Raw genomic sequence first — 21,979 nt, 5'->3', positions numbered from 1 at the left:
GCGTGCCCTTGGACGTCCGGCCGTCGGTCGGCGGGCGGTCGGGCACGGCATGATCGAGTCTCCCGAGATTCGATGGTGGGGGTGCGGTGTGAGGGATTGGCGGACCGATCCGACGTTCGCGATGTGCCGGGCGCTGGTGGACGGAGCGGATCTGGCCCCGTTCGCGGGAGGCGCATTCGATGTGCGGGCGGTGGTGGCTGGCATCCCGTCCGGTGCCCAACGCGGGTTGCTCCTCGACGCCGTCCCATGGGGGAACTTCCCCCACGGTGACGATGCTCGGGCAGCCGTTCATCTGCTGCGCACCGGCGGGCACTCCGCTCGCCATGCGGCGGATGCGCTGGGCGGTCTGTGCGCCAACGACAGCCGGGCCGCCGCTGCCCTCGCCGTACCGTTCCTGATCCCCATCGCCGCCGATGCCCACCACCCTCACCGTGCCGCCGCCCTTGCCGTGCTCTCCCGCCCGGCCCGCGCCCGGCACCATGGCGTCGCCTCCCGCGATGAACTCCTTCTCCATCGCAACGATCCTCGGCACCACGCCCCCGACGACTACGACGACTACGGCGTCGAGGTGACGGGCTACCCGGCAGGCTGGTCGGTGGCCGCCGCCCGAGCCGCGATCACTGCCGAAACACCCGTACTCCTGCCGCTTCTCAACGACTCCGAGCCCACCATCCGCATTGACGCCGCCTATGCCCTGGCCACCGCCGCCGACCCCGACCTTGTGGTCCGAACCGCCCTTGCCGCCAGGTTCGCCACCGAGCATGACGCCATGGTCCGCGCCGCCCTGCTCCTCGCCGTCGCCGAGACCACCCGAGCTCACGTACAGCCGCCGGCCGTCTCGTGGTTCCGTGAGCGGTGGCAAGACCGAGCAGAGGCCCCCGAAGTCCGCCTGGCCGCGGCAATCGGCTGGCTCTGCCTCACGGATGAGCCCGCCCCCGAGGACCTCCACCAGACCATCGATACCTTCGCCACAGACGAACGCGCGCACGCCATGGACGCCCTGCCGTGGATGTACGCCGCCGCCGGAAACGGTGAACCGGGACTTCTGCGCTGTATTCGCTGCATGCTCCACTCTGAAGAGCCCGAACCGTGCGACGACCCCTGGGTCTCCTGGCTCTGAGCGACCCGCCTCGGCCCGGTTTGTGCACGGATCCGACGCCTGGGTAGTGGCTGGTCACGTCGTCGAGCGACTCGCCACGCTCCCCGGCAAAGGTGGGGTGGGTTTCGGCCTTGGCGAGTTCTGCCGGACGAGCGCCCTCAACAAGGGCATCGAGCGGCGTAGCGATGAGCGTCTCCGCTGCGCCACGCACGCGTTCTGGGCTGAGAGAGCGGGGCCCGTAACCCCAGCCCTTAGCCCGGGGGCCTCCTCCTCGCCGTGAACGATGTCGACCGGGAAGTCGACGCGACACAGTGGCAAGTTGAGGACGTAGTTCGAACGCACCACTCTCGTCGCCGATGCGTCCAACCTTCCCCTCATGCCAGCTCTCTCGCCACTGAACCGTGCCTTCAACCAGATCCCGAAGCGGGCGGAGAAGCAGGAAGGCCCGCAGCTCCACGAAACCTTCGTTGACTCGGGGGTGGTCGATGTGATCAACACGGTTGACCACCAGGTGAACTACGGTCGACGTGGCACCGGGAAGACGCATGCCCTCAGCTGCTTGGGTTCCGAAGCTTCCGAATTCGGCGATCTGGCCCTGTACGTCGACTTGCGCACTATCGGGTCGGCGAGTGGGCTGCTCGATCCGCAGTCAGCTCCGATCAGGCCGGAAGCACCCTGATCGGGTCCCCCACCGTAGAGGCCCCGCCCATCACTGGATGTGGCTCGGCGAACACCGTCAGCAGATCGGAGGCCACAGGTTCCAACCGGTGCCGGGGGTGGCGGTAGCCCGCCAACCAGCGCACATTGCGCACCACGATCACATCCGGCGCCCCCACCAGTCGGAACTTTCATCCCACCTGGGCGCAGGCTGCCTGCGTCGCCTCGAACTTCACCACGTCCCGGGGGTTACGCCGATCCGCCGGACGGCAGTCGACCACCACCGCCGTGCCGTCCTCGCGGCGGGCGAAGTAGTCCGGCGCATGCGAGATGCCCTTGCCCGCGTCGGACCGCCAGAACAGCCAGAACGGCTGAGACGAGATCCCCACCACCGACAGGTCGAAGTCCAGCAGCATCACATGATCACGCTCCAGCCAGGACTCGTATCCAATGTGCCTGCCCACCGTGGACGACCATCACAAGCCCGGCAGATGCCGTTGGCCTCTGTACGACTTGAACGCGCGTACCGGCGCGACATCCTCGAACCGCACTGTCCAGGCGCCCACCAGCGTGCGACGGAACTCAGACCCGTACCGGTCGGCGTACGCGACCTCGAACCCCTCCGTCGGCGGCCCGGAGGTACCACCCCGGCAGTACCCCTAACGAACCTGCCACGACTCGCTAACCCGAGCCGGGGACGAAAGGTCACTCCGCAAAGCGAACGACCATACGAAGGATGAAGCTGCAAAACGAAGAGATCCACGTCAAAGGACACCTCCGCGATGATCGCTCAGAGCGAACAACTCCCCGGGAACATTCCCCCGCTCACAAGCATTGAGCCCATGTAGCTCAACTTGACTGCCGAAGGGGAGATCATGGCTTCTGAGTCCAAGCCGTCCGTGCCGCTCACTCTGCCTGTGCTGCCGCTCGACGACGAGGTCGTGCTGCCCGGGATGGTGGTGCCGCTCGATCTCTCCGACAACGAGGTGCGGGCCGCCGTCGAGGCCGCTCAGGCCGCCGCCCGGACCGGGGAGGGCAAGCCCAGGGTGCTGCTCGTGCCCCGGGTCGACGGGACCTACGCGGGGACCGGTGTCCTGGGCATCGTCGAGCAGGTCGGGCGGCTCTCCGACGGCGACCCCGGAGCGCTGATCCGGGGCATCGGCCGGGTCCGCATCGGTGCCGGGACCACCGGACCGGGGGCCGCGCTCTGGGTCGAGGGCTCGACCGTCGAGGAGGCCCTGCCCGACCCGCTTCCCGGCCAGGTCGCCGACCTGGTCAAGGAGTACAAGGCGCTGGTCACCAGCTGGCTCAAGAAGCGCGGCGCCTGGCAGGTCGTCGACCGCGTCCAGCAGATCGACGGCGTCGGCGCCCTCGCCGACAACTCCGGCTACTCGCCCTTCCTCACCGTCGAGCAGAAGGTCGCCCTCCTGGAGACCGCCGACCCGGTCGCCCGGCTGCGGCTCGCCACCGCCCAGCTCCGCGAGCACCTCGCCGAGCAGGACGTCGCCGAGACCATCGCCAAGGACGTGCAGGAAGGCGTCGACAAGCAGCAGCGTGAGTTCCTCCTCCGCCGTCAGCTCGAAGCCGTCCGCAAGGAGTTGCGCGACCTCAACGGCGAGGCCGAGGGCCTGGAGTCCGACGACTACCGCGCCCGCGTGGAGGCCGCCGACCTGCCAGGGAAGGTCCGCGACGCAGCCCTCAAGGAGGTCGAGAAGCTGGAGCGGTCCAGCGACCAGTCCCCGGAGGGCTCCTGGATCCGCACCTGGCTGGACACCGTCCTCGAACTGCCGTGGAACGAGCGGACCGAGGACCGGTACGACATCCGGGGGGCCCGCGCCGTCCTCGACGCCGAGCACGCGGGCCTCGACGACGTGAAGGAGCGGATCACCGAGTACCTGGCGGTGCGCAAGCGGCGCGCCGAGCGGGGGCTCGGCGTCGTCGGCGGGCGGCGCGGCGGAGCCGTCCTCGCCCTCGTCGGCCCGCCCGGCGTCGGCAAGACCTCCCTCGGCGAGTCCGTCGCGCACGCGATGGGCCGCGAGTTCGTCCGGGTCGCCCTCGGCGGCGTACGGGACGAGGCCGAGATCCGGGGCCACCGCCGCACCTACGTCGGCGCCCTGCCCGGCCGTATCGTGCGGGCGATCAAGGAGGCCGGGTCCATGAACCCGGTGGTCCTGCTCGACGAGATCGACAAGGTCGGCTCCGACTTCCGGGGCGACCCGGCGGCGGCCCTGCTCGAAGTCCTCGACCCGGCGCAGAACCACACCTTCCGCGACCACTACCTGGAGGTCGAACTCGACCTCTCCGACGTCGTCTTCCTGGCGACGGCCAACGTCCTGGAGGCCATCCCGGAGGCCCTGCTCGACCGGATGGAGCTGGTCAGGCTCGACGGCTACACGGAGGACGAGAAGGTCGTCATCGCCCGGGACCACCTGCTGCCCCGGCAGCTGGAGCGCGCCGGGCTCGAACCCGGCGAGGTCGTCCTGGAGGAGACGAGCCTGCGCAAGCTGGCCGGCGAGTACACCCGGGAGGCCGGTGTCCGCACCCTGGAGCGGGCCGTCTCCCGGCTGCTCCGCAAGATCGCGGCCCAGCACGAACTGGGCGACCGGGAGCTGCCGTTCACGGTCACCCCGGAGGATCTGCGGGCGCTCATCGGACGGCCGCACCACGTGCCCGAGTCGGCGCAGGACCCGGCGGAGCGCAGGACGGCCGTGCCGGGTGTCGCCACCGGGCTCGCCGTGACCGGCGCGGGGGGTGACGTGCTCTTCGTGGAGGCGTCCCTCGCCGATCCGGAGACGGGCGCCGCCGGGCTGACCCTCACGGGGCAGCTGGGCGACGTGATGAAGGAGTCGGCGCAGATCGCGCTCTCCTTCCTCCGTTCGCACGGCGCCGAGCTGGAGCTGCCCGTGACCGGCCTGAAGGACCGGGGCGTGCACATCCACTTCCCGGCGGGCGCGGTGCCGAAGGACGGTCCGAGCGCGGGCGTCACCATGACGACGGCGCTGGCCTCCCTGCTGAGCGGGCGGCTCGTCCGCACGGACGTGGCCATGACCGGCGAGGTCTCCCTCACCGGCCGGGTGCTCCCGATCGGCGGGGTGAAGCAGAAGCTGCTGGCGGCGCACCGGGCGGGCATCACCACCGTCGTGATCCCCAAGCGGAACGAGGCCGACCTGGACGACGTCCCGGCCGAGATCCTGGAGAAGCTGGAGGTCCACCCGGTGACGGACGTCCGGCAGGTCCTGGAGATCGCCCTGGCCCCGGCCGAGGTGCCGGTGGGCGTGGCGGCGTAACCCCGGGGACGGGGACGGGGAGGGGGACGGGGTGCCCCCGGTGACCCGGGCATACCGGCGGGGCCGGGCGGCGCCGGTGTGTCGGCGGGGTGTCCCCGGCGTCGCGGGCGTGCCGGTGGCGTGAACAGCGAGCGGCAGGCGGGGTGTTCCGTACGGAACACCCCGCTTCGCCGTGTCCCGTTGTCAGTGGCGGGTGCGATGCTCGAAGGCATGAACGACGATGCCTTCTGGGCTCTCATCGACGAGTTGAGCCGCCGACCCGGCGACCGGGACGAGCGGCTGGAGTGGCTGACCGGGCGGCTGCTGCGGCGGCCGGCCACCGAGAGCGCGGAGTTCCAGACACGCCTTGAGCGGGCGTGCGAGAAGGCGCACACCAGGGAGCTGTGGAGGGCGGCCAACCGGATCGAGGGCGGCTTCTGCGGCGACGACGGCTTCCACTACTTCACACTCTGGCTGGTCGCCCAGGGAAGCGGGGTGTACGGGGCGGTTCTCGCCGATCCGGACGCGCTCGCGGAGCTGCCGGGGATACGGGCGCTCGCGGGGCGGCACGTGGAGACCTGGGCGGACGACGAGTGGCCCGAGTGGGAGGAGTTGGACTACGCGGCGGAGGACGCGTTCAACGAGCTGACCGGCGAGGAGGGGGACGACGGGGAGGCGTTCCTCGACGCCGTGGAGGAGGCCGAGGACGCGGCCGTGGCGGCCGGGGAGTGGGGACGGCGCGAGGACCCCGAGGGCTGGGAGGCGCCCGAGGACGGGGAGGTGCCGGGCGGCCCGGGGGAAGGGTGGGAAGAGGACGGCGAGCGGCGGAGGTCTCGTCCGGAGGGGGTGGCGCTACCCCGCCTCGCCGCCCTCTTCCCGGTCGGGGCGCCCGCCCCCTGATCGTCATCAGGAGGCGGGCGGAGGGACCGGTTCCCCCGGGTCCGACCAGACCTGTGGGGGAGCCGGTGGACCCGGTGGACCGGGGGCCTTCACGGCCCGGCGGTTCCTCAGGCGGCCGAGGCGTTCCGGCGACGGCTCAGGAGCAGGCTGCCTCCGGCGAAGGCGGCGAGGGCACCGGCGCCCGCGAGGGCCGGGAGCAGCGGAGAGGACGGGGTGCCCGCGGCCTCGGCGGAGAGCGCCGGGGCCTGCTCGTCGCCGCCGTGGCCCGCGTGGCTGACGGTGGACAGGGTGGCGCCCGCCGCGATCTTCGCCTCGGTGGGGGCCTGCGCCTTCACGGGCGGGACGGTGGTGCCGCCGCCGAAGTCGACGTCCGAGCAGCTGTAGAAGGCCTCGGGGCTGTCGTTGCGCTGCCACACCTTGTAGACGATGTGGCGCCCGTTGCGGGCCGGGAGGTCGCCGGTGAAGTTGTAGTAGCCGTCGGTGGCGGTGCGGGTGGTGTTGTAGACGGCGACGGGGGTCGCGTCCAGGTCCGACCACTTCAGCGGCTTGGTGGGGTCGAAGCCGGGCCGGGTGATGTAGACGGTCATGGTGCCCGCGTGGGCGGCGGTGACCCGGACCTTGAAGTCGAAGGGACCCTTGGCGACCGAGGTGGCCGGCCAGTCCATCCGCGCCCAGTCGAGGGCCCGGTACTTCTCGCGGTTGGCCGAGCAGAGCTTGCCGTCCGGGATGAGCGCCTGGTGCTGACCGGCCGCGTTGGCGATGTTGACTTCGTTCCAGTCGTAGAGCGGCTGGGTGCCGGAGTCGGCGACGAGGTCCTTGCACACCTGGGACTTGGGGGTCTCGGGGCCCTCGGCGTAGCAGGCGGCGACTCGGCTGACCGGGTTGAAGACGGCCCCGTGCGCGGCGGCGGAGGTGGGGGTGAGGCCGACGAGGGCGGTGGCGGCGGACAGTGCGGCGACGCCGGTGGCGGCACGGCGGTAGGACGGCATGCGGGTGCTCTTCTCGTGGGGGGAGGAAAAGGCGGGGCAACGCGTGGGGAGTAGCCGGAAGTTGAATCCCGGGCGATCGCGATAGAGAGTCGCATTGGTCCATACCAATGAGCAAGAGGTCGGGCGGAAAAAGCCCGAAGCGGTCTCCGGACGCCGCCGCGCCCCGAGACCGCCGCCTTGGGCGCCGCCGGGTCCGGAACCCGTCCCCGCGTGGGGAGCCGCCGCGTCCGGAAGGCGCCCGCCCGTGGGGAGTCGCCGCGTCCGGTGGCGACCCACCCATGGGGTGCCACCGCGTCCGGAGCCCGCCCGGTGGGGCGATCCCGCGCCCGGAGACCGCCCGCCCGTGGGGTGCCCCCGCGTCCGGAGGCCGGTGCCGACGGGTGCGCGTCAGCCGTTGGCCAGCGCCTGCACCCGCGAGTAGTCGCCGTTGAAGGAGTCGTGGTCGCCGACCGTCGGGCCGGAGGAGGTGTACTGCCACATCGTGTAGTAGAGCCAGCCCGCCGGGAGTTCGCCGACCGTGGAGGCGTACCGCGCGATCCACAGCGGGTTGGTGGCGGAGAAGGCGGACGAGTTGCCGGTGCACTGGGTCCACCAGCTGGTCGCCGTGTAGATGACGGCGTCCCGCCCGGTCCTGGCCTTGTACCGGGTGACGAAGTCGCGTATCCAGGCGACCATTCCGGCCTGGGACTTGCCGTAGCAGGTGTCGCCGTACGGGTTCCACTCGATGTCGAGCACGCCCGGAAGGGTCCTGCCGTCCTTCGACCAGCCGCCGCCGTTGTTCACGAAGTAGTCCGCCTGCGCCGCTCCGGTCGTGCTGTCCGGGGTGGCGAAGTGGTACGTGCCTCGGATCATCCCGACGTCGTACGAGCCGTTGTACTGCTGGGCGAAGGAGGTGTTCTTGTAGTAGGTGCCCTCCGTCGCCTTGACGTAGGCCCACCTGACGCCGCTGTTCCAGAGGGTGGACCAGGCCACGTTGCCGTTGTGGCTGGAGACGTCGACCCCTTCCGTCTGGGCGGCCAGGGTGGATATGCCCCCGTCGAGCGGACCGCGCCCGTCGTGCTTCAGGACGCCCATGCCCATGGTGGCGGAGCCGCGCGGGGGCATGGCCCGCTCGCCCGCGTCCGGCGCGGCGCCGGCGGGTCCGGCGAGGGGGAGGAGGAGGGCCAGTGCCGCGAGGGCGGCGCCGGCGAGGGTCGTTCCGGATCCGTGCACACGCATCGCGTGCCTCCGAAAGTCTGGTGGGGGGAGATGCCGGCCGTCGTATGGTGTGGACATGCCAACATCGACAACGCGTCAGACTCTACGCACGTAGAAAAGCCCGGGGAAGGGATCGGGGGGCCGCCGTTGGTCTACTCCTGCGAAATACTGGGGGAGCTGCGGCGATGGCCTCGGCCCCAGGAAACTTTCAGCGGCCCGAAAGCGGCCGACGGCTCGCGGTGGAACGCGTGGGAGGTGCTGACGTGCACGGAAGCGGTACGGGAAGCGAAGGGCGGGCAGTCGTGCCCGCTCCGGTCGACCGCGAGTTCCTCGCGCTTGAACGCGAACTCGCCGTGTTCCTCCGGCGCGCCCGCGCCCAGTCCATCGAGATGGCCCGCGAGGTCCATCCCGACCTCGAACCCGCCGCCTACGGCCTCTTCGTACGGCTCGACGGCGCCGGTCCCCAGCGGGCCACCGAACTCGCCGGGTACTTCGGCGTCGGCAAGGCGACCATGAGCCGGCAGCTGCGCGCCCTGGAGGACCTCGGGCTCGTCGCCCGCGACCCCGACCCCGCCGACGGGCGCGCCTCGCTCGTCCGCCTGACGGAGGAGGGCCGCGCCCGCTTCCGGCGCGTACGGGACGCCCGGCGCGAGCGGTACGTCCACCAGCTGGCCGACTGGGACCGCGTCGAGGTCGCCGAACTGGCCCGCCTCCTGAACCACTTCAACGTCCGCTCGGAGGGGTGAGGGCGCGCGGCCGGGGGCGCGGTCGAGGAGCTTGCCGCAAGGGGATGCCGTAGGGGCTCGCCTGGGGGCGCGCAGGCCGGAGCCGCCTTCCTGGACGCTCGTCAGGGTGCGGACCCCGGGGCGCTCGCCCGGGACGCCTGTCTGCTCCTGCGGCGACCGCCCCTCCCGCGCCCTGACCCTTCCGGCGCCCGGCTCCTGCGGCGGTCGCCCCGACCCTTCCGGCGACCGTTCCCTCCGCGCCTCGACCCTTCCGGCGCCCCGCTCCCGTGGCGACCGCCCCCTTCCGCCGCCCGCACCTTCCAGCGCCCCGCTCCTGCGGCGACCGCCCCGACCCTTCCGGTGCCCGCTCCTCCCCGCGCCCCGCCTCTCCGGCGACCGCCCTCCCGGTACCCCGAGCCTCCCCCTAGGCACTCCGTGCCAGCCCTGAGGCCCACCCGGACCCCACGCCCTCACCTCGCACCCTCCACGCACCCCGAGGCACCCACCCCCTCACCCCGAGGCGCCCCCTCACCCCCCGAACTCCACCAGCGCCGCCGTGGCGTCGTCGTGGCGCTTCCAGCGGCGGGGGCCGCCGGTGAGTGCGTCCGCCGTCTCCAGGGCGCGCACGCGGTGGAGCAGTCCGAGGGTCCCCTCCTCGCGCAGGACGCCGACGCACTTCGTCCAGTCGCCCGCGCCGAACAGGTCCACCCAGCGGCTCGCCCCGTCCGTGAGCGCGGCCAGCGAGCGCAGCCCCGCGCGCGGGGTCGTGCCGGTCACCGCCCGCGCCGCGACCGCCGGATCGGCCGCCGCCGTGAAGAACCCGCCCTCCTGGTTCCGCAGCCGGTCCGTCGCCGCGTGGGACCGCAGGATCTCGTCCGGCACCCGGTCGAGCCGGTCGTCGAGCACCGCCCGCACCGTCCCGTCGGAGGCTTCCAGGAGGAGGACGGAGTCGGAGAGGACGAGGTACTCGACGGAGGAGTCGTCCCACCGTGCGAGCACCACGGTTGCCTGGGGAGTGCGTACGTGAGAAAGGTCACAGGTGTCCCGATGGGCGTCCGCGGTGCGCCGGATGGCCCGCGAAAGGATCTCGGACAGGGGCATGTCCGGGCAGGAAGCGGACAGTTCGGTCAAAGCGCCACCGAGGCGGGCCGTGAACCATGGCACGGTGTGCACACAACCGTCATCACCCGAAGGTGGTGTGACGCCGTCGAGGAGGATGACGGTTCCCCCACGCCCCGAGGCGGGCAGGGCGGTGGCCACCCAGTCCTCGTTGGGGCGTTCGGGGCTGCCGGGAAGGGAGGCGACGTCGCTGCGCATGACGTCCAGTGTGCCCGCCCCGCCGCACTCCTTCACCGGACCTGCAAATGACCGGAAAAGGCCTGTACCAAACGGCCGGAACCCGGCCCGGACAAGGGAAGGAGCCCCCGGCCGGACTGCGGGCGGGCATCCTGCCAAAGGCCGCCCGTAAGATCCAACCGGCGCACCGTCGGGCCCCGTCCCGCCCTTCCCGGGAAGTTGTTCGCCAACTCATGAGTGTTGTTCACTCGTTCGGGTGGCGGAGCGGCCGATGCGCGCCTCCTTCCCAGAAGCGCTGGAATGGTCAGGAGCCGTACCAGGGGTGGAGGCGCTCCACGTGACCGGTCGTCACCTCTGCTTTTGTGGGCGGACGAGTCAAGAATGCGAGCACCGGTGCAGATGAAGCGGCCTGGGAGCAAGAACGGCACGCGGAGCCGGAACCCCGGTGCGGCACCCACCCCGGACGGCACGGCCCCGGCGCCCCCCGCCGGGCGGCCCAAGCACGTCCGCAACCGGCTGGTCGCGGGCGTCGCCCTCGTGGGTGCCACCGTCATCGTCGCCGGAGCCCCCGCGCTCCTCGCGGCCTCCACCCAGCTCAACGACGCCCAGAGCCTGGTCACCCTCGCCGAGCTGGACCGGCAGGCCGTCACCCTGGCGCACTCCCTCGCCGACGAACGCGACGAGGTCGTCGCCTACATCGCCGCCGGCCGGGACAACCAGCGCGGAGACGCCCGGCACAAGCGCCAGGTCACCCCGGCGGGCTCCACCCGCGTCGACCGGCAGATCGACGAGATCCGTCCCGCCGCCCCCGCCGAACTCCGCCGCGACCTCGCCGGAGTCCCCTCCATCCGCCGAGGCGCCCTCGGCGGCAAGGGCACCGCCCTCGAAGCGCACCGGGCCTACACCGAGGTCATCGGCAAGCTCCAGGCCCTCGCCGACGAGCTGGCCGACCAGACCCCGGCCCGCGCCGACGACACCGCGCTCACCGAGGCCACCCGCGCCCCCGCCGCCCTCGGCCGCGCCGTCGAGCAGGCCTCCGCCACCCGGGGCCTGCTCCTCGCCGCCCTCTCCGTACCGCAGCCCGAGCCGACCGGCGAGGTCCGCTACGACCCCGAGACCGGCACCTACGTCCCCGAGGTCCCCCCGGGCGCCGCCGAGGCCGACCGGGCCCGCGACGCCCTCACCGCCGCCGCCCAGCAGACCCGGGTCCGCGAGCTGGCCGCCCTCGGCGACTTCGACCAGGCGGCGGGCGCCACCGCGCGCGATTCCTTCGCCGCCACCGTGACCGGGCCCGACGTCAAGAACGCCGAGCGTTCCCTGACCTCCCTCACCGATCAGCCCAGGCTGACGGAGGCCGAGCGCGGCACCGACCCCCGCGCGCTCGAAGCCGCCCTCTCCGCCCGTATCGAGCAGATGCGCGGTGTCGAATCCGCCCTCGCCGTCGAGCGCGTCGAGCGGCTCGCCGCGCTCCGCGACGACGACGTCACCGGGCTCGAACTGCGCGTCGCCTTCCTCGGCGGCTGTCTGCTCGTCGCCGTCGGCGTCTCCACCTTCGTGGCCCGCAGCCTCACCCGGCCGCTCGCCGCGCTCCGTATCGGCGCCGCCCGGCTCGCCGACTCGCCCGCCCCGGGGGCCGAGGAGCCGGTCCGCTTCACCGGCCGCAACGACGAGTTCGCCCGGGTCGTCCGCTCGCTCAACACCCTGCACGGCACGCTGACCGGCCTCGCCGCGCGGAACGAGGCGCTCACCGAGCGGCTCGGCACGGGAGAGGCCGACCTCGCCGAGGCCAGGAGCACCCTCGGCACCGAGCTGGCCACCCAGCGGGCCGAACTCCAGGGCCAGGTCGCCCTGCTCACCGCCGAACTCGAAGGCCTCAGGGACACCGTCCACCACACCTTCGTCAACCTCTCGCTGCGCAGCCTCGGGCTCGTGGAGCGGCAGCTCGGCGTCATCGAGAAGCTGGAGGAGCGCGAGCAGGACCCGGACCGCCTCGCGACCCTCTTCAAGCTCGACCACATGGCGACCGTCATGCGCCGCCACAGCGAGAACCTGCTGGTCCTCGCCGGGCACGAGCACGGCCACGGACACGCGGGCCCGGTCCCGCTCGTCGACGTGCTGCGCGCCGCCGTCAGCGAGATCGAGCGGTACGAGCGGGTGGGCATCCACTCCCTCCCGCCGCACGCCCAGATCGCGGGCTTCGCCGCCGACGACCTGAGCCATCTGGTCGCCGAACTCCTGGAGAACGCCACCTCCTTCTCGCCGCCCGACGCCGAGGTCCGGCTCTCCGGCTGGCTCCTGGAGACCGGCGAGGTCATGCTCTCCGTGCAGGACTCGGGCATCGGCATGACGAACGCCCGGTTCGCCGAGCTGAACGCGCGCCTGGCCGATGCCGACCCGGCCGCCTTCGAGGGCGAGGGCCTGGGCATGCGCGTGATCGCCCTGCTCGCCGCCCGCCACGGCGTCCGCGTCGAGCTGCGGCCGCAGCAGCCGGGCGGCACGGCCGCCGTCGTGGTCCTGCCACCGCCGCTGCTGCCCGATGCCCCGACGGTCCCGGAGACCGAGCCCGTGCCGGGTGCGGCCGTCACGCCCCCGCTCCCGGCCGCCGGGACCGACCCGGACGGCCTGCCGTCCGGCTCGGGGGACCCGCTCGTGGAGGCGGCCGAGCGCGCGTTCCTGGCGGCGAAGACGGCCGAGGGGACCCTCCCGGAGCAGATGCCCGAAGCCGAGCGCGCCTACGAGGCCGAACAGCCGCCCAAGCCGGAGCCCGCGTACGAGCCGGAGCCGGGGCTGCCGTACGCGGCGGAGACCTCACACGAGCCGGAACCGGGACAGCCGTACGAGCCCGAGCCCGAGCTGCCGTACGAGCCCGAGCCGCCGTACGCGACGGACAAGGCGTACGCGACGGAGCAGGCGCCCGCCCCCCGGCCGGAGCGGACGGCCGCCCCCGGGCAGGCATCCGCCCCCGGGCAGGCATCCGCCCCCGGGCAGGCGCCCGCGCCCGTGTCCGTGCCCGCCCCCCGGCAGGAGTCCGCGCCCGTTCCGGAAGCGGCGCCCGCCCCCCAGACCCCCGCCCCGCCCGTCGAGTCCGTCTCCGAGACCACGCTCCAGGTGCGGCTGCCCGCCCCGCCGCCGGAGCCGGACGCCCACGAGCGCGCCCGTGACGCGGGCGCGGACCCCGCCCCGCACGCGGAGCCCCGGCACGCGGAGACCCCGCACCCGGAGCCGTCGCGGTCGGAGCCCCAAGCCCCCGCAGGGCCCGCCCCCGCCGGGCCCGCTCCCGAGCCGGAGCTGCCCGGCCCGAGGCCCGCCCACTGGGAACGGATCACGGGCAAGGGCCTGCCCAAGCGCACCCCCCAGGTGGTGCGGCAGGCCGGCCCCGCGACGACCCCCCGAAAGGGTGGTGTCGACCCGGAGACGCTCCGCCGCCGTCTGGGCGGATTCCACCAGGGGGCCGAAGCGGGCCGCCGCGATGTGGAAGCGGAGCTGGACACGGCACGTACGGACGCCATAAGGACTGCCCGTACGGAGGAGACGACGGGGGACACAGTCGAGGAGGCACGCAGTTGACCGCGACGGGAACGTACGGACTGAGCACGGAAGCCCGCAACCTGCAATGGCTGCTGGGCAACCTGGTGGAGGAGGTGCCCGGGGTCCGCTCGGTCGCCGTGGTCTCCTCCGACGGACTGATGCTGCTCTCGTCCGACCCGGTCACCCAGCACATCCCGGCCGCCGTTGACGCCGGCCGTCCCGGAGGGCCGCGCGGGTCCAGCGCCGACCTGGCCACCATCGTCTCGGGCATCGGCAGCCTCACCGTCGGCGCCGCACGGCTGATGGACGCCGGAGTGGTCAAGCAGACCATGGTCGCCATGGACCAGGGCAGCGTGTTCGTGATGTCGATCAGCGACGGCTCGCTGCTCGGCGTGCACGCCGAACCCGACTGCGACATGAGCGTCATCGCGTACCACATGGCGCTCTTCGTGGGCCGCGCCGGACACGTACTCACCCCCGAAGTCCGCAGCGAGCTGCGTAAATCGATGGAGAGCGCCCAATGACGACCGCGTCCCACGCCCCCCGGCTGCCGGTACGCGGAGACGGACGGCGCCCCGCGCGCGTCCGCCCGTACTCGCTCACCGGAGGGCGTACCCGCTTCGGTCACGTCCTGCTCGTCGAGACCTTCGTGGCGGCGCTGGAAGCCCCCGCCGTGCGCAAGGTCCTGACCGACGGCGGACCGGTGGCCCGGGGGCTGATGCCGGAAATGCGGGCTATTGTCGAAATCTGCCGCCGGATGCGGACGGTCGCGGAGATCTCGGCGCTCCTGAAGATGCCGTTGGGAGTCGTCCGGGTGCTGCTCAGCGACCTGGCCGACCAGGGAAAGATCCGTGTGTACGGGACCGGTCACGGCACCGGGCAGCCCGACCGCGCGCTCCTCGAAAGGGTGTTGAGTGGACTCCGTCGTCTCTGACGCCACCGCCGTCTCCTCCGTCCCCGGTTTCACGGCGCCGGGCGTCCCCGCCCAGCCGGGCACGGTGCCGGGCCGGACCGCCGCCTTCCCCGACCCCGAGGACGGCGCGCAGGACTGGCAGCTCGACCACAGCCGCGCCCCGATCGCGACGAAGATCGTCGTGGCGGGCGGTTTCGGCGTCGGCAAGACCACCTTCGTCCGCGCGGTCTCCGAGATCACCCCGCTCCAGACCGAGGCCCTGATGACCCGGGCGAGCGAGGAGACCGACGACCTCAGCGCCACCCCGGACAAGCTCACCACCACGGTGGCGATGGACTTCGGCCGGATCACGCTCGACAACGACCTCGTCCTGTACGTGTTCGGCACGCCGGGGCAGCAGCGCTTCTGGTTCATGTGGGACGACCTGGTGCGGGGCGCGATCGGCGCGATCGTGCTGGCCGACACGCGAAGGCTCACGGACTGCTTCCCCGCCCTCGACTACTTCGAGAGCTGCGCGCTGCCGTACATCGTGGCGGTCAACCACTTCGAGGGGACCGCACACTACGACGCCGAGGACGTCCGGGAGGCCCTGACCGTGCCCGCGCACGTACCGGTGGTGATCATGGACGCGCGCAAGCGGTACAGCGTCGTGGAGTGCCTGCTCGCGATGGTCGCGCACGCTCTCGACGCCACTCCCGAATAGCCGCCGCCAGGTGGCGCCACCGTCACGCCAGGAGCCCCCATGCGGAAGATACTCATAGTCGGCGCAGGCCAGTCAGGCTTGCAGCTCGCCCTCGGACTCCAGTCGCGGGGGTACGAGATCACCCTCATGTCCAACCGTACGGCGGACGAGATCCGGACCGGCCGGGTGATGTCCACCCAGTGCATGTTCCACACGGCGCTCCAGCACGAGCGGGACCTCGGCATCGACTTCTGGGAGTCCCAGGCCCCCCGCATCGAAGGGCTCGGCGTCTCGGTCGCCGGGCCGGACTCCTCGCGCCTTGTCGACTGGGTCGGAAGGCTCGACGGCTACGCGCAATCCGTCGACCAGCGGGTGAAGATGGCCGGCTGGATGGAGGTCTTCGCCCGGCGCGGCGGACAGCTCGTCATCCACGGCGCGGCCGTCGGCGACCTCGACTACTTCTCCCGAGGCTACGACCTGGTGCTCGTGGCGGCGGGCAAGGGCGAACTGGTCTCCATGTTCGGCCGGGACGCCGCCCGCTCCCCGTACGCCGAACCGCAGCGCGCGCTCTCGGTGGCGTACGTCCACGGCCTCGGGCCCCGCCCCGAGCACCCGGAGTTCGACGCCGTCCGCTGCAACGTGGTGCCGGGCGTCGGCGAACTCTTCGTGATGCCGACGCTGACGACGAGCGGACGCGCCGACATCCTCTTCTGGGAGGGCGTGCCCGGCGGACCCGTCGACGCCTTCCAGGGCGTCAAGGACCCCTCGAAGCACCTGGCGCTGACGCTGGAGCTGATGGAGACCTTCCTGCCCTGGGAGTACGCGCGGGCGACCCGGGTCGAACTGACCGACGCGGGCGGCACCCTGGCGGGCCGCTACGCGCCGACCGTCCGCAACCCGGTCGGCAGGCTGCCCGGCGGCGGTCTCGTCCTGGGCGTCGCCGATGTCGTCGTCGCCAACGACCCGGTCACGGGACAGGGCTCCAACTCGGCCTCGAAGTGCGCCGCCGCCTACCTCGCGGCCATCGTCGAACACGGCGAGCGCCCCTTCGACGAGGAGTGGATGCGCGCCACCTTCGACCGCTACTGGGAGACGGCCCGGCACGTCACCAAGTGGACCAATGCGATGCTCGCCCCGCCGCCGGAGCACGTCCTGAACCTCCTCGGCGCGGGGAACGTCCTCCAGCCGATCGCCGACCGCTTCGCCAACGGCTTCAACGACCCGGCCGACTTCGAGAACTTCTTCTACGAGCCGGAGAAGACGGCGGCCTATCTGGCGTCCATCGCGCCGAACTGACCCCCGCGAACCACCGGGGACCGGCCTCGCACTCCCGTGGGCCGGTCCCCGGTCCCTCCCCTCTCCCGCGAGGCCCTCAGGGGGCGTCGTACCCCTCGTCCCCGCCCTCCCGCGAGCCCTCCGGAAGGTCCGGCGGCGTGTACTCCGCGAGCGGCTCCCCCTCCTCGTCCGGGCGGACCGCCCCGAGCAGCGGGTTCGCCGCGATCGGGGAGACCTTCACCCGCGTGCCCGGCCTCGGCGCCTGCACCACCAGGCCCTCGCCCAGATAGATCGCCACATGCGTCGCGCCCGGGAAGTAGACCACCAGATCGCCCGGCCGCAGCTCCGCGAGCGACACCCGGGGCAGCTCCGCCCACTGCTCCTGACTGGTCCGGGGCAGCTCCCGGCCCGCCGCCGCCCACGCCTGCTGGGTGAGACCCGAGCAGTCGTACGTGTCCGGGCCCTCCGCCCCCCACTCGTACGGCTTGCCGATCTGCCGTACGGCGTACCGCAGCGCCGCCGCACCGGCCCGGGTCGGGTTGCGGTGCCCCTCCAGGACACCGGTGCCGAGCAGGTCCCGCTGCGCGCCCGCCGTCTGCGTGCGTTCCAGGTCGGTGAGCCGGGCCAGGCGCTCGGGCGAGAGGCCCGCGAGGAGCTTCTCCACCTCCGTGAGCCGGGTCCGCACCTCGTCCCGCCGGGTCCGCTGGGTCGCCGCGAGGCTCCGCTGCCGCTCCAGGGCCTTGCGGGAGGCGTCCGCCAGGGCCGTCGCGCGCCGCTCGGCCCCCGTGAGCCGGGAGACGGCGGTGGCCCGCGCCCGTGACGCACGGGCCATCAGATGCCCCTGGTCCAGGGCCGCCTGCGGGTCGGCCGCGAGCAGCAGCCGCAGATACGAGGAGAACTCCGACCTGCCCTGGTACTGGTCCCGGGCGATCCGCCCGGCCGCCGCGCGCCCCTGGGTGAGGGCGGTCCGGGCGGCGACGAGCCGGGCGGCGACCTTCCGGGTGTCGGCGGTCTGCACCTTCAGGGCCTCCTCGGCGGCGTTGAACCGCTCGGTGGCCTCCTCGGCCTGCTGGTAGAGCGTCCGCATCCGGGTGAGGAGGCCGGAGAGGGACCCGCCCCCGGACGCCGGAAGCGCGGCGGCGTCGTCACCGCCCGAGGCGGAGGCCGGGGCGTTTTCCGGGGAGTCGAGGGAGTCGAGGGAGCCAGGGGAGTCGGTGGGGTCGGTGGAATCCGGGGCGGGAGGGGTGTCCGGGGAGGTGGGGAGGGATCCGGTGGGGGACGCCTCGGTCGCCGGGGGCTCCGGGGGCTCCGGGGGCTCCATGGGTCCCGAGGGTCCCGAGGGTCCCGAGGGTTCCACGGGCCCCGGCGGCTCCGCTGGTCCCGGGGGCTCCACGGGCCCCGGTGCCTCCGGGAACTCGTGGGATTCCAGGGTCTCCGGTGGCGTGGGGGGTGCGAAGGCCTCGGCGGTGTCGGGGCGTTCGATGGAGTCGGCCGGGGGTTCGGGCGCGGGGTGCGCCGCGGCGGCCCCCGTCAGGGCCGTCGCCGCGGCCAGCGCCCCCGTACAGACCGTGCGCAGGAGTCGTCGTGACACGTCATCACCTCCACCGGGATGATGACCTGTCAATTCTTCTGATTACCGCACGAAAAGGGGCGCGTCTGGTCCCCTCACCCGTTCGGGTCAGCGCTCTCCCTCCCCGCCGGGTCCGCCGTCCTCGGCTTCGACCAGGGCCAGCGCACCTCCCGCCGCTCGCGGCCGTCGGGGGCGTACACGTACACCCAGCCCCGCTGGAGCCCGAGCCGCCTGGTGTGGCCCGCGGGCTCGCGCCGGTACGCGTACACCGTCGGCGGCCTGCCGTCGTGCGCCGGGACCGGGACCTCGTACCACTTCGGCGGGTGGCCGGTCGCGCCGAGCAGGATCGGCAGGACCCGGCCGTCGAGGGGGCCGCCGCGGAAAGGGGTGTTCTCGCTTCTCACCCCTCCAGTCTCCCCGCCCGGACCCCGGGCGGCTCAGAGCAGGTGGGCCGCCCCGCCGATCACCGGCATCACCCGGCGCGCGAGCCGCGCCACCGGGCCCTCGGGCGTCTCCTGCGCGAGGAGCCGCCCGAGGACCCCCGCCGTCTCCCCGTCGCGGGCCGCCGTCGCCGTGAGCAGCGCGAGAAGCTGGTCGACCAGCCAGTCCCGCAGCTCCCCGGCCGGTGACCGCCGCTCCTCGTCGAGCCAGATCAGCGAGGCCGCCTCCACGGCCGCGAGCCATGCCCTGACCAGGAGGGAGAGCCGGGGGCCCGGCCGCTCCACCCCCAGATGGACGAGGATCTGCGCGGCGGCGGCCCGCCGGACCTCGTCGACGATCGCGCTGGTGCGCGAGGTCTCGACGACACTCCCGCCCCGCAGCAGGGCGCTGAACCCGGCGTCGTGACCGTCGACGAAGTCCAGATAGCGGTCGAGCACCCGGCAGAGCCGCTGGGTGGGCGGTCCGGCGGCCGGTTCGGCGAAGCAGCGGTTCAGGGCGTCGGCGGAGGAGCGCAGGGCGGCCTCGTACAGCTGCTGCTTGCCGCCGGGGAAGTAGCGGTAGACGAGGGGCCGCGAGACCCCGGCGGCCTCGGCGACGTCGTCGAGTGACACGTCCTCGGGGGCCCGGTGCGCGAAGAGCCCTTGGGCGGCGTCGAGCAGCTGTCCGCGCCGCTCCTCGACGCTGAGCCTGCGGTACGCGGGAGTGGCGGCACTCGTCATGCCCCGCAGCGTAACGGCGGAAGGGGGCGACCGGTCCGGCCGGAAGCCGCCACGACCACGCGGGCGGGCCGGAACCGACTGCTTGCCGGTGAGGCCCGGCCGTCCTGGTGCCGCTTGCTTCCCGTCGGCGCCGGGCCGCCCCGATGCCGACGGCTCTCCGGCGACGCCCGGCGGTCCTGGCGCCCGTTTCCCGTCACCGGTCGGGACCGACTGCTTGCCGTTGCGGGTCGGGGCCACCTGCTTGCCGTTGCCGGTCGGGACCGACTGTTTCCCATCACCGGTCGGGACCGCCCGCTTCCCGTTGCCGGTCGGGGTCACCTGCCTGCCGTTGCCGACCGGGACCGCCCGCTTCCCGTCGCCGGCCGGCATCCGTCCCGTCCCCCTCAGCCCAGCAGCCCCGAGGACTTCCAGAGGCGGCGGCCGGGGCCGCGCAGGACGCCGATGTCGTCGAAGAAGTCCGTCAGGCGCTTCGCCCCGGTGCGCATGATCTCCGTCCGGTGTCCGCTCGCCCGTACCTGCGCCATGGCCTCCCGCCGGTCGAGGCCCACCGCGTCGTACACCCGGGGGTTGACGAAGCAGGCGGAGAAGACCCGGGCCGCCTGGCCCGAGCCGAGGCGGGTGAGTTCCTGCTCCCAGCGCGGAGCCGTCACCATCTGGCGGCGCAGCTCCTCCCTCGCGTACCGCACGTGCCGTGCCTCCTCGACCACGTGGATGCGGGTCACGCCCCGGACGAGGGGCTGCACCCGCTCGTCGGTGAAGGTCAGCCGCTGCATCCAGTCCAGGATCTCCTCGCCGAGCAGGGTCGAGGCGAAGGAGCCCGGGGTGGTCGACACGCTCTTGAGGAACCGGGCGAGGTTGTGATGGAGGGCCGGGACCGGGTACGCGGGCGTGCCGGTCGTCCGGATCAGCCGGGCGAACATCATCGAGTGCCGGCACTCGTCGGCGATCTCCGTCAGGGCGTACCGCACATGGTGGCTGGTCGGCGGCTTGTCGTAGATGTGCCGGACGAGCAGCTGCATCAGGATGATCTCGAACCAGATGCCGAGCGAGGCGAGCGAGGCGGCCTCGTGGCGGGAGAGTTCGATCCGCTGCTCCTCGGACATCCGGCGCCACAGCGGGGTGTCGTAGAGGGAGACCAGCTCGGGCGGCCAGAACCAGAGCCCCTGCTCGAAGGGCGCGTCCCAGTCCAGCTCGACGTCCGGGTCGTAGGAGTGCTTGCGGGAGGATTCGAGGAGGCGCTCGGCGACCTGCTCACGGTCGCGCAGCGGCCCCAGGGCGTCCCGGAGGAGACTGAAGTCGGGCTCGGTGAAAGGGGTCATCGTCGGGGCACCTCGCTGGGCTCGCCGTGATCGGTTACCGGGGGTCACCCCTTATGAGACTCCTCGTCAGCAAAGCCGTCAATCCCCTGTGCGCGCCTTGTTGACGATCCGTCTACCACCGTGTGAGCCTGGCCGCGGAACCGCACCACGGGAACGGCACGAGCCCCCGAAGGAGACGCCAGTGTCCACGCGCGACCTCTACACCACGGCCCCCGAAGCCCCCGGCTGGCAGGTCCCCGCCACCGGCGCCGCCCGCTTCTCCTGGGAGTACGACGACGGCCGCGAGCGCCTCCTCGCCCTCTACCGGAAGGGCAAGGACAAGCAGTGGGACGGTGCCACCCGTATCGACTGGGACCTGGAAGTCGACCCGTACGACCCGCTCGGCACCCCCGACGAGTTCCTCGCCCTCCACGGCACCCGCCACTGGGCGAAGATGACCGAGGCGGACAAGGGCGACCTGCGCCGGCACTACACCTCCTGGCAGTTCAGCCAGTTCCTCCACGGCGAGCAGGGCGCGATGATCTGCGCCGCCCGGATCGTCGAGTCCGTGCCCGACCTGGACGCCAAGTTCTACTCCGCGACCCAGACCATGGACGAGGCCCGGCACGCCGAGATCTACGGCCGCTTCCTCCAGGAGAAGATCGGCATGCTCTATCCGATCAACGACGACCTGCGCGGACTCCTCGACGACACCCTGCGCGACTCCCGCTGGGACATGCCCTACCTCGGCATGCAGGTCCTCATCGAGGGCCTCGCGCTCGCCGCCTTCGGCATGATCCGCGACACCACCGACAAGCCGCTGCCGAAGCAGATCCTCACCTACGTGATGCAGGACGAGGCCCGGCACGTGGCCTTCGGGCGGATGGCCCTGCGCGACTACTACAAGCAGCTCACCGACGCCGAACGCCGTGAGCGCGAGGAGTTCGTCATCGAGGGCTGCCATCTGATGCGCGACCGGCTGCGCGGGGTCGAGGTCCTGGAGAACTTCGGCATCCCGAAGAAGGAGGCGGGGGAGCTGAGCGAGCGCACCGAGTTCCTCCGGCTCTTCCGCAAGCTCCTGTTCAGCCGGATCGTGCCCTGCGTCAAGGACATCGGGCTGTGGGGCGAACGCCTCCAGAAGGCCTATGTGGACATGGGCGTCTTCGACCTCGGCGACTCGAACCTGGACCTGCTGATGACCCAGGACGAGGAGATCGCCGACCGCCTCGACGCGGAGCGCTTCGCCGCCGAGGAACAGGCCCGGGTGACGGAGGTCGCGGAGGCGATCGCGGAGGGCGAGAGGGAGTAGCCGTCCGGCGGGGGCGGGCGGGGGAGCGGCCGGGCGAGGAGGGGAGTGGCCGGGTGAGGTTGGGGGCGTCCGGGTGAGGCGGAGAGTGGCCTCCCCGCCGCTCACCCCCGTGCCG

At 72.7% G+C, this 21,979-nt stretch carries 19 protein-coding genes; 11 read left to right on the top strand and 8 right to left on the bottom strand.

Annotated features, from left to right (window positions below):
* Positions 1-49: 49 nt before the first annotated feature.
* On the top strand, positions 50-1,120 hold the full coding sequence (locus tag BU197_RS08360) for a HEAT repeat domain-containing protein (RefSeq protein WP_188267588.1): 1,071 nt from the start codon (positions 50-52) through the stop codon (positions 1,118-1,120).
* Between the two features lie 355 nt (positions 1,121-1,475).
* Positions 1,476-1,778 carry a hypothetical protein gene (locus BU197_RS08355; RefSeq protein ID WP_188267587.1) on the top strand — a complete coding sequence of 101 codons (303 nt, stop codon included), beginning with the start codon at positions 1,476-1,478 and terminating at the stop codon, positions 1,776-1,778.
* A gap of 169 nt (positions 1,779-1,947) precedes the next feature.
* On the opposite strand, the gene BU197_RS30325 is transcribed toward BU197_RS08355, so the two are convergent.
* Positions 1,948-2,220 carry a TnsA-like heteromeric transposase endonuclease subunit gene (locus BU197_RS30325; protein WP_317452314.1) on the bottom strand — a complete coding sequence of 91 codons (273 nt, stop codon included), beginning with the start codon at positions 2,218-2,220 and terminating at the stop codon, positions 1,948-1,950.
* A gap of 411 nt (positions 2,221-2,631) precedes the next feature.
* On the opposite strand from BU197_RS30325, the gene lon reads away from it, so the two are divergent.
* Together lon and BU197_RS08340 are read left to right on the top strand one after the other, a co-directional pair.
* Entirely contained in the window at positions 2,632-5,043 is a 2,412-nt protein-coding gene (gene lon, locus BU197_RS08345; protein WP_188267586.1) for an endopeptidase La, read from the top strand.
* 210 nt (positions 5,044-5,253) lie between these two features.
* A complete protein-coding gene (locus BU197_RS08340; RefSeq protein ID WP_223183898.1) occupies positions 5,254-5,922 on the top strand; it encodes a DUF4240 domain-containing protein in 669 nt (222 codons plus the stop codon).
* A 107-nt stretch (positions 5,923-6,029) separates the two neighbouring features.
* Here the strand turns inward: BU197_RS08340 and BU197_RS08335 are convergent, their stop codons facing one another.
* Together BU197_RS08335 and BU197_RS08330 are read right to left on the bottom strand one after the other, a co-directional pair.
* A complete protein-coding gene (locus tag BU197_RS08335; RefSeq protein WP_188267584.1) occupies positions 6,030-6,911 on the bottom strand; it encodes a lytic polysaccharide monooxygenase in 882 nt (293 codons plus the stop codon).
* Between the two features lie 387 nt (positions 6,912-7,298).
* Positions 7,299-8,129, bottom strand: a complete 831-nt coding sequence (locus BU197_RS08330; RefSeq protein WP_188267583.1) for a lysozyme — start codon at positions 8,127-8,129, stop codon at positions 7,299-7,301.
* Positions 8,130-8,371: 242 nt separating this feature from the next.
* On the opposite strand from BU197_RS08330, the gene BU197_RS08325 reads away from it, so the two are divergent.
* Positions 8,372-8,854 carry a MarR family winged helix-turn-helix transcriptional regulator gene (locus BU197_RS08325; RefSeq protein WP_188267582.1) on the top strand — a complete coding sequence of 161 codons (483 nt, stop codon included), beginning with the start codon at positions 8,372-8,374 and terminating at the stop codon, positions 8,852-8,854.
* 507 nt (positions 8,855-9,361) lie between these two features.
* On the opposite strand, the gene BU197_RS08320 is transcribed toward BU197_RS08325, so the two are convergent.
* Complete coding sequence (locus tag BU197_RS08320) at positions 9,362-10,150, bottom strand: hypothetical protein (RefSeq protein WP_188267581.1); 789 nt, start codon at positions 10,148-10,150, stop codon at positions 9,362-9,364.
* Between the two features lie 360 nt (positions 10,151-10,510).
* On the opposite strand from BU197_RS08320, the gene BU197_RS08315 reads away from it, so the two are divergent.
* The 5 genes from BU197_RS08315 to BU197_RS08295 are packed head-to-tail and all read left to right on the top strand — an operon-like array spanning position 10,511 to position 16,548.
* A complete protein-coding gene (locus BU197_RS08315; RefSeq protein ID WP_188267580.1) occupies positions 10,511-13,696 on the top strand; it encodes a nitrate- and nitrite sensing domain-containing protein in 3,186 nt (1,061 codons plus the stop codon).
* Positions 13,693-14,181 carry a roadblock/LC7 domain-containing protein gene (locus tag BU197_RS08310; protein ID WP_188267579.1) on the top strand — a complete coding sequence of 163 codons (489 nt, stop codon included), beginning with the start codon at positions 13,693-13,695 and terminating at the stop codon, positions 14,179-14,181. The genes BU197_RS08315 and BU197_RS08310 overlap by 4 nt, the downstream gene beginning before the upstream one ends.
* Positions 14,178-14,591, top strand: coding sequence for a DUF742 domain-containing protein (locus BU197_RS08305; RefSeq protein ID WP_188267578.1), 414 nt, complete (start codon positions 14,178-14,180; stop codon positions 14,589-14,591). The genes BU197_RS08310 and BU197_RS08305 overlap by 4 nt, the downstream gene beginning before the upstream one ends.
* Positions 14,572-15,273 carry an ATP/GTP-binding protein gene (locus tag BU197_RS08300; protein WP_188267577.1) on the top strand — a complete coding sequence of 234 codons (702 nt, stop codon included), beginning with the start codon at positions 14,572-14,574 and terminating at the stop codon, positions 15,271-15,273. The genes BU197_RS08305 and BU197_RS08300 overlap by 20 nt, the downstream gene beginning before the upstream one ends.
* A gap of 39 nt (positions 15,274-15,312) precedes the next feature.
* Positions 15,313-16,548, top strand: a complete 1,236-nt coding sequence (locus BU197_RS08295) for a styrene monooxygenase/indole monooxygenase family protein (RefSeq protein ID WP_188267576.1) — start codon at positions 15,313-15,315, stop codon at positions 16,546-16,548.
* A gap of 76 nt (positions 16,549-16,624) precedes the next feature.
* Here BU197_RS08295 and BU197_RS08290 read toward each other — a convergent pair whose 3' ends face one another.
* From BU197_RS08290 to BU197_RS08270, 4 genes are all read right to left on the bottom strand, one after another.
* Positions 16,625-18,118, bottom strand: coding sequence for a C40 family peptidase (locus tag BU197_RS08290; RefSeq protein ID WP_317452150.1), 1,494 nt, complete (start codon positions 18,116-18,118; stop codon positions 16,625-16,627).
* 74 nt (positions 18,119-18,192) lie between these two features.
* The gene (locus tag BU197_RS08280; protein ID WP_188267575.1) at positions 18,193-18,501 is read right to left on the bottom strand and encodes a hypothetical protein; all 309 of its coding nucleotides are present in this window, start codon (positions 18,499-18,501) and stop codon (positions 18,193-18,195) included.
* Between the two features lie 33 nt (positions 18,502-18,534).
* Positions 18,535-19,257, bottom strand: coding sequence for a TetR/AcrR family transcriptional regulator (locus BU197_RS08275; protein WP_188267574.1), 723 nt, complete (start codon positions 19,255-19,257; stop codon positions 18,535-18,537).
* Positions 19,258-19,640: 383 nt separating this feature from the next.
* Positions 19,641-20,576, bottom strand: coding sequence for an AurF N-oxygenase family protein (locus tag BU197_RS08270; RefSeq protein ID WP_188267573.1), 936 nt, complete (start codon positions 20,574-20,576; stop codon positions 19,641-19,643).
* A 181-nt stretch (positions 20,577-20,757) separates the two neighbouring features.
* Between BU197_RS08270 and BU197_RS08265 the strand changes: the two genes are divergently transcribed.
* A complete protein-coding gene (locus BU197_RS08265) occupies positions 20,758-21,864 on the top strand; it encodes a ferritin-like domain-containing protein (protein WP_188267572.1) in 1,107 nt (368 codons plus the stop codon).
* Positions 21,865-21,979 lie beyond the last annotated feature (115 nt).

This window comes from Streptomyces sp. CBMA291, from assembly GCF_014596525.1.
Taxonomy (GTDB): domain Bacteria; phylum Actinomycetota; class Actinomycetes; order Streptomycetales; family Streptomycetaceae; genus Streptomyces.
Note: the sequence above shows the minus strand (reverse complement) of the source record. Positions and strands in the feature narration are given on the sequence as shown.

Coding starts and splice junctions, on each gene's coding strand:
- BU197_RS08360 (WP_188267588.1), top strand. CDS start 50: ATGATCGAGTCTCCCGAGATTCGATGGTGGGGGTGCGGTGTGAGGGAT.
- BU197_RS08355 (WP_188267587.1), top strand. CDS start 1,476: ATGCCAGCTCTCTCGCCACTGAACCGTGCCTTCAACCAGATCCCGAAG.
- lon (WP_188267586.1), top strand. CDS start 2,632: ATGGCTTCTGAGTCCAAGCCGTCCGTGCCGCTCACTCTGCCTGTGCTG.
- BU197_RS08340 (WP_223183898.1), top strand. CDS start 5,254: ATGAACGACGATGCCTTCTGGGCTCTCATCGACGAGTTGAGCCGCCGA.
- BU197_RS08335 (WP_188267584.1), bottom strand. CDS start 6,911: ATGCCGTCCTACCGCCGTGCCGCCACCGGCGTCGCCGCACTGTCCGCC.
- BU197_RS08330 (WP_188267583.1), bottom strand. CDS start 8,129: ATGCGTGTGCACGGATCCGGAACGACCCTCGCCGGCGCCGCCCTCGCG.
- BU197_RS08320 (WP_188267581.1), bottom strand. CDS start 10,150: ATGCGCAGCGACGTCGCCTCCCTTCCCGGCAGCCCCGAACGCCCCAAC.
- BU197_RS08315 (WP_188267580.1), top strand. CDS start 10,511: ATGCGAGCACCGGTGCAGATGAAGCGGCCTGGGAGCAAGAACGGCACG.
- BU197_RS08305 (WP_188267578.1), top strand. CDS start 14,178: ATGACGACCGCGTCCCACGCCCCCCGGCTGCCGGTACGCGGAGACGGA.
- BU197_RS08295 (WP_188267576.1), top strand. CDS start 15,313: ATGCGGAAGATACTCATAGTCGGCGCAGGCCAGTCAGGCTTGCAGCTC.
- BU197_RS08275 (WP_188267574.1), bottom strand. CDS start 19,257: ATGACGAGTGCCGCCACTCCCGCGTACCGCAGGCTCAGCGTCGAGGAG.
- BU197_RS08270 (WP_188267573.1), bottom strand. CDS start 20,576: ATGACCCCTTTCACCGAGCCCGACTTCAGTCTCCTCCGGGACGCCCTG.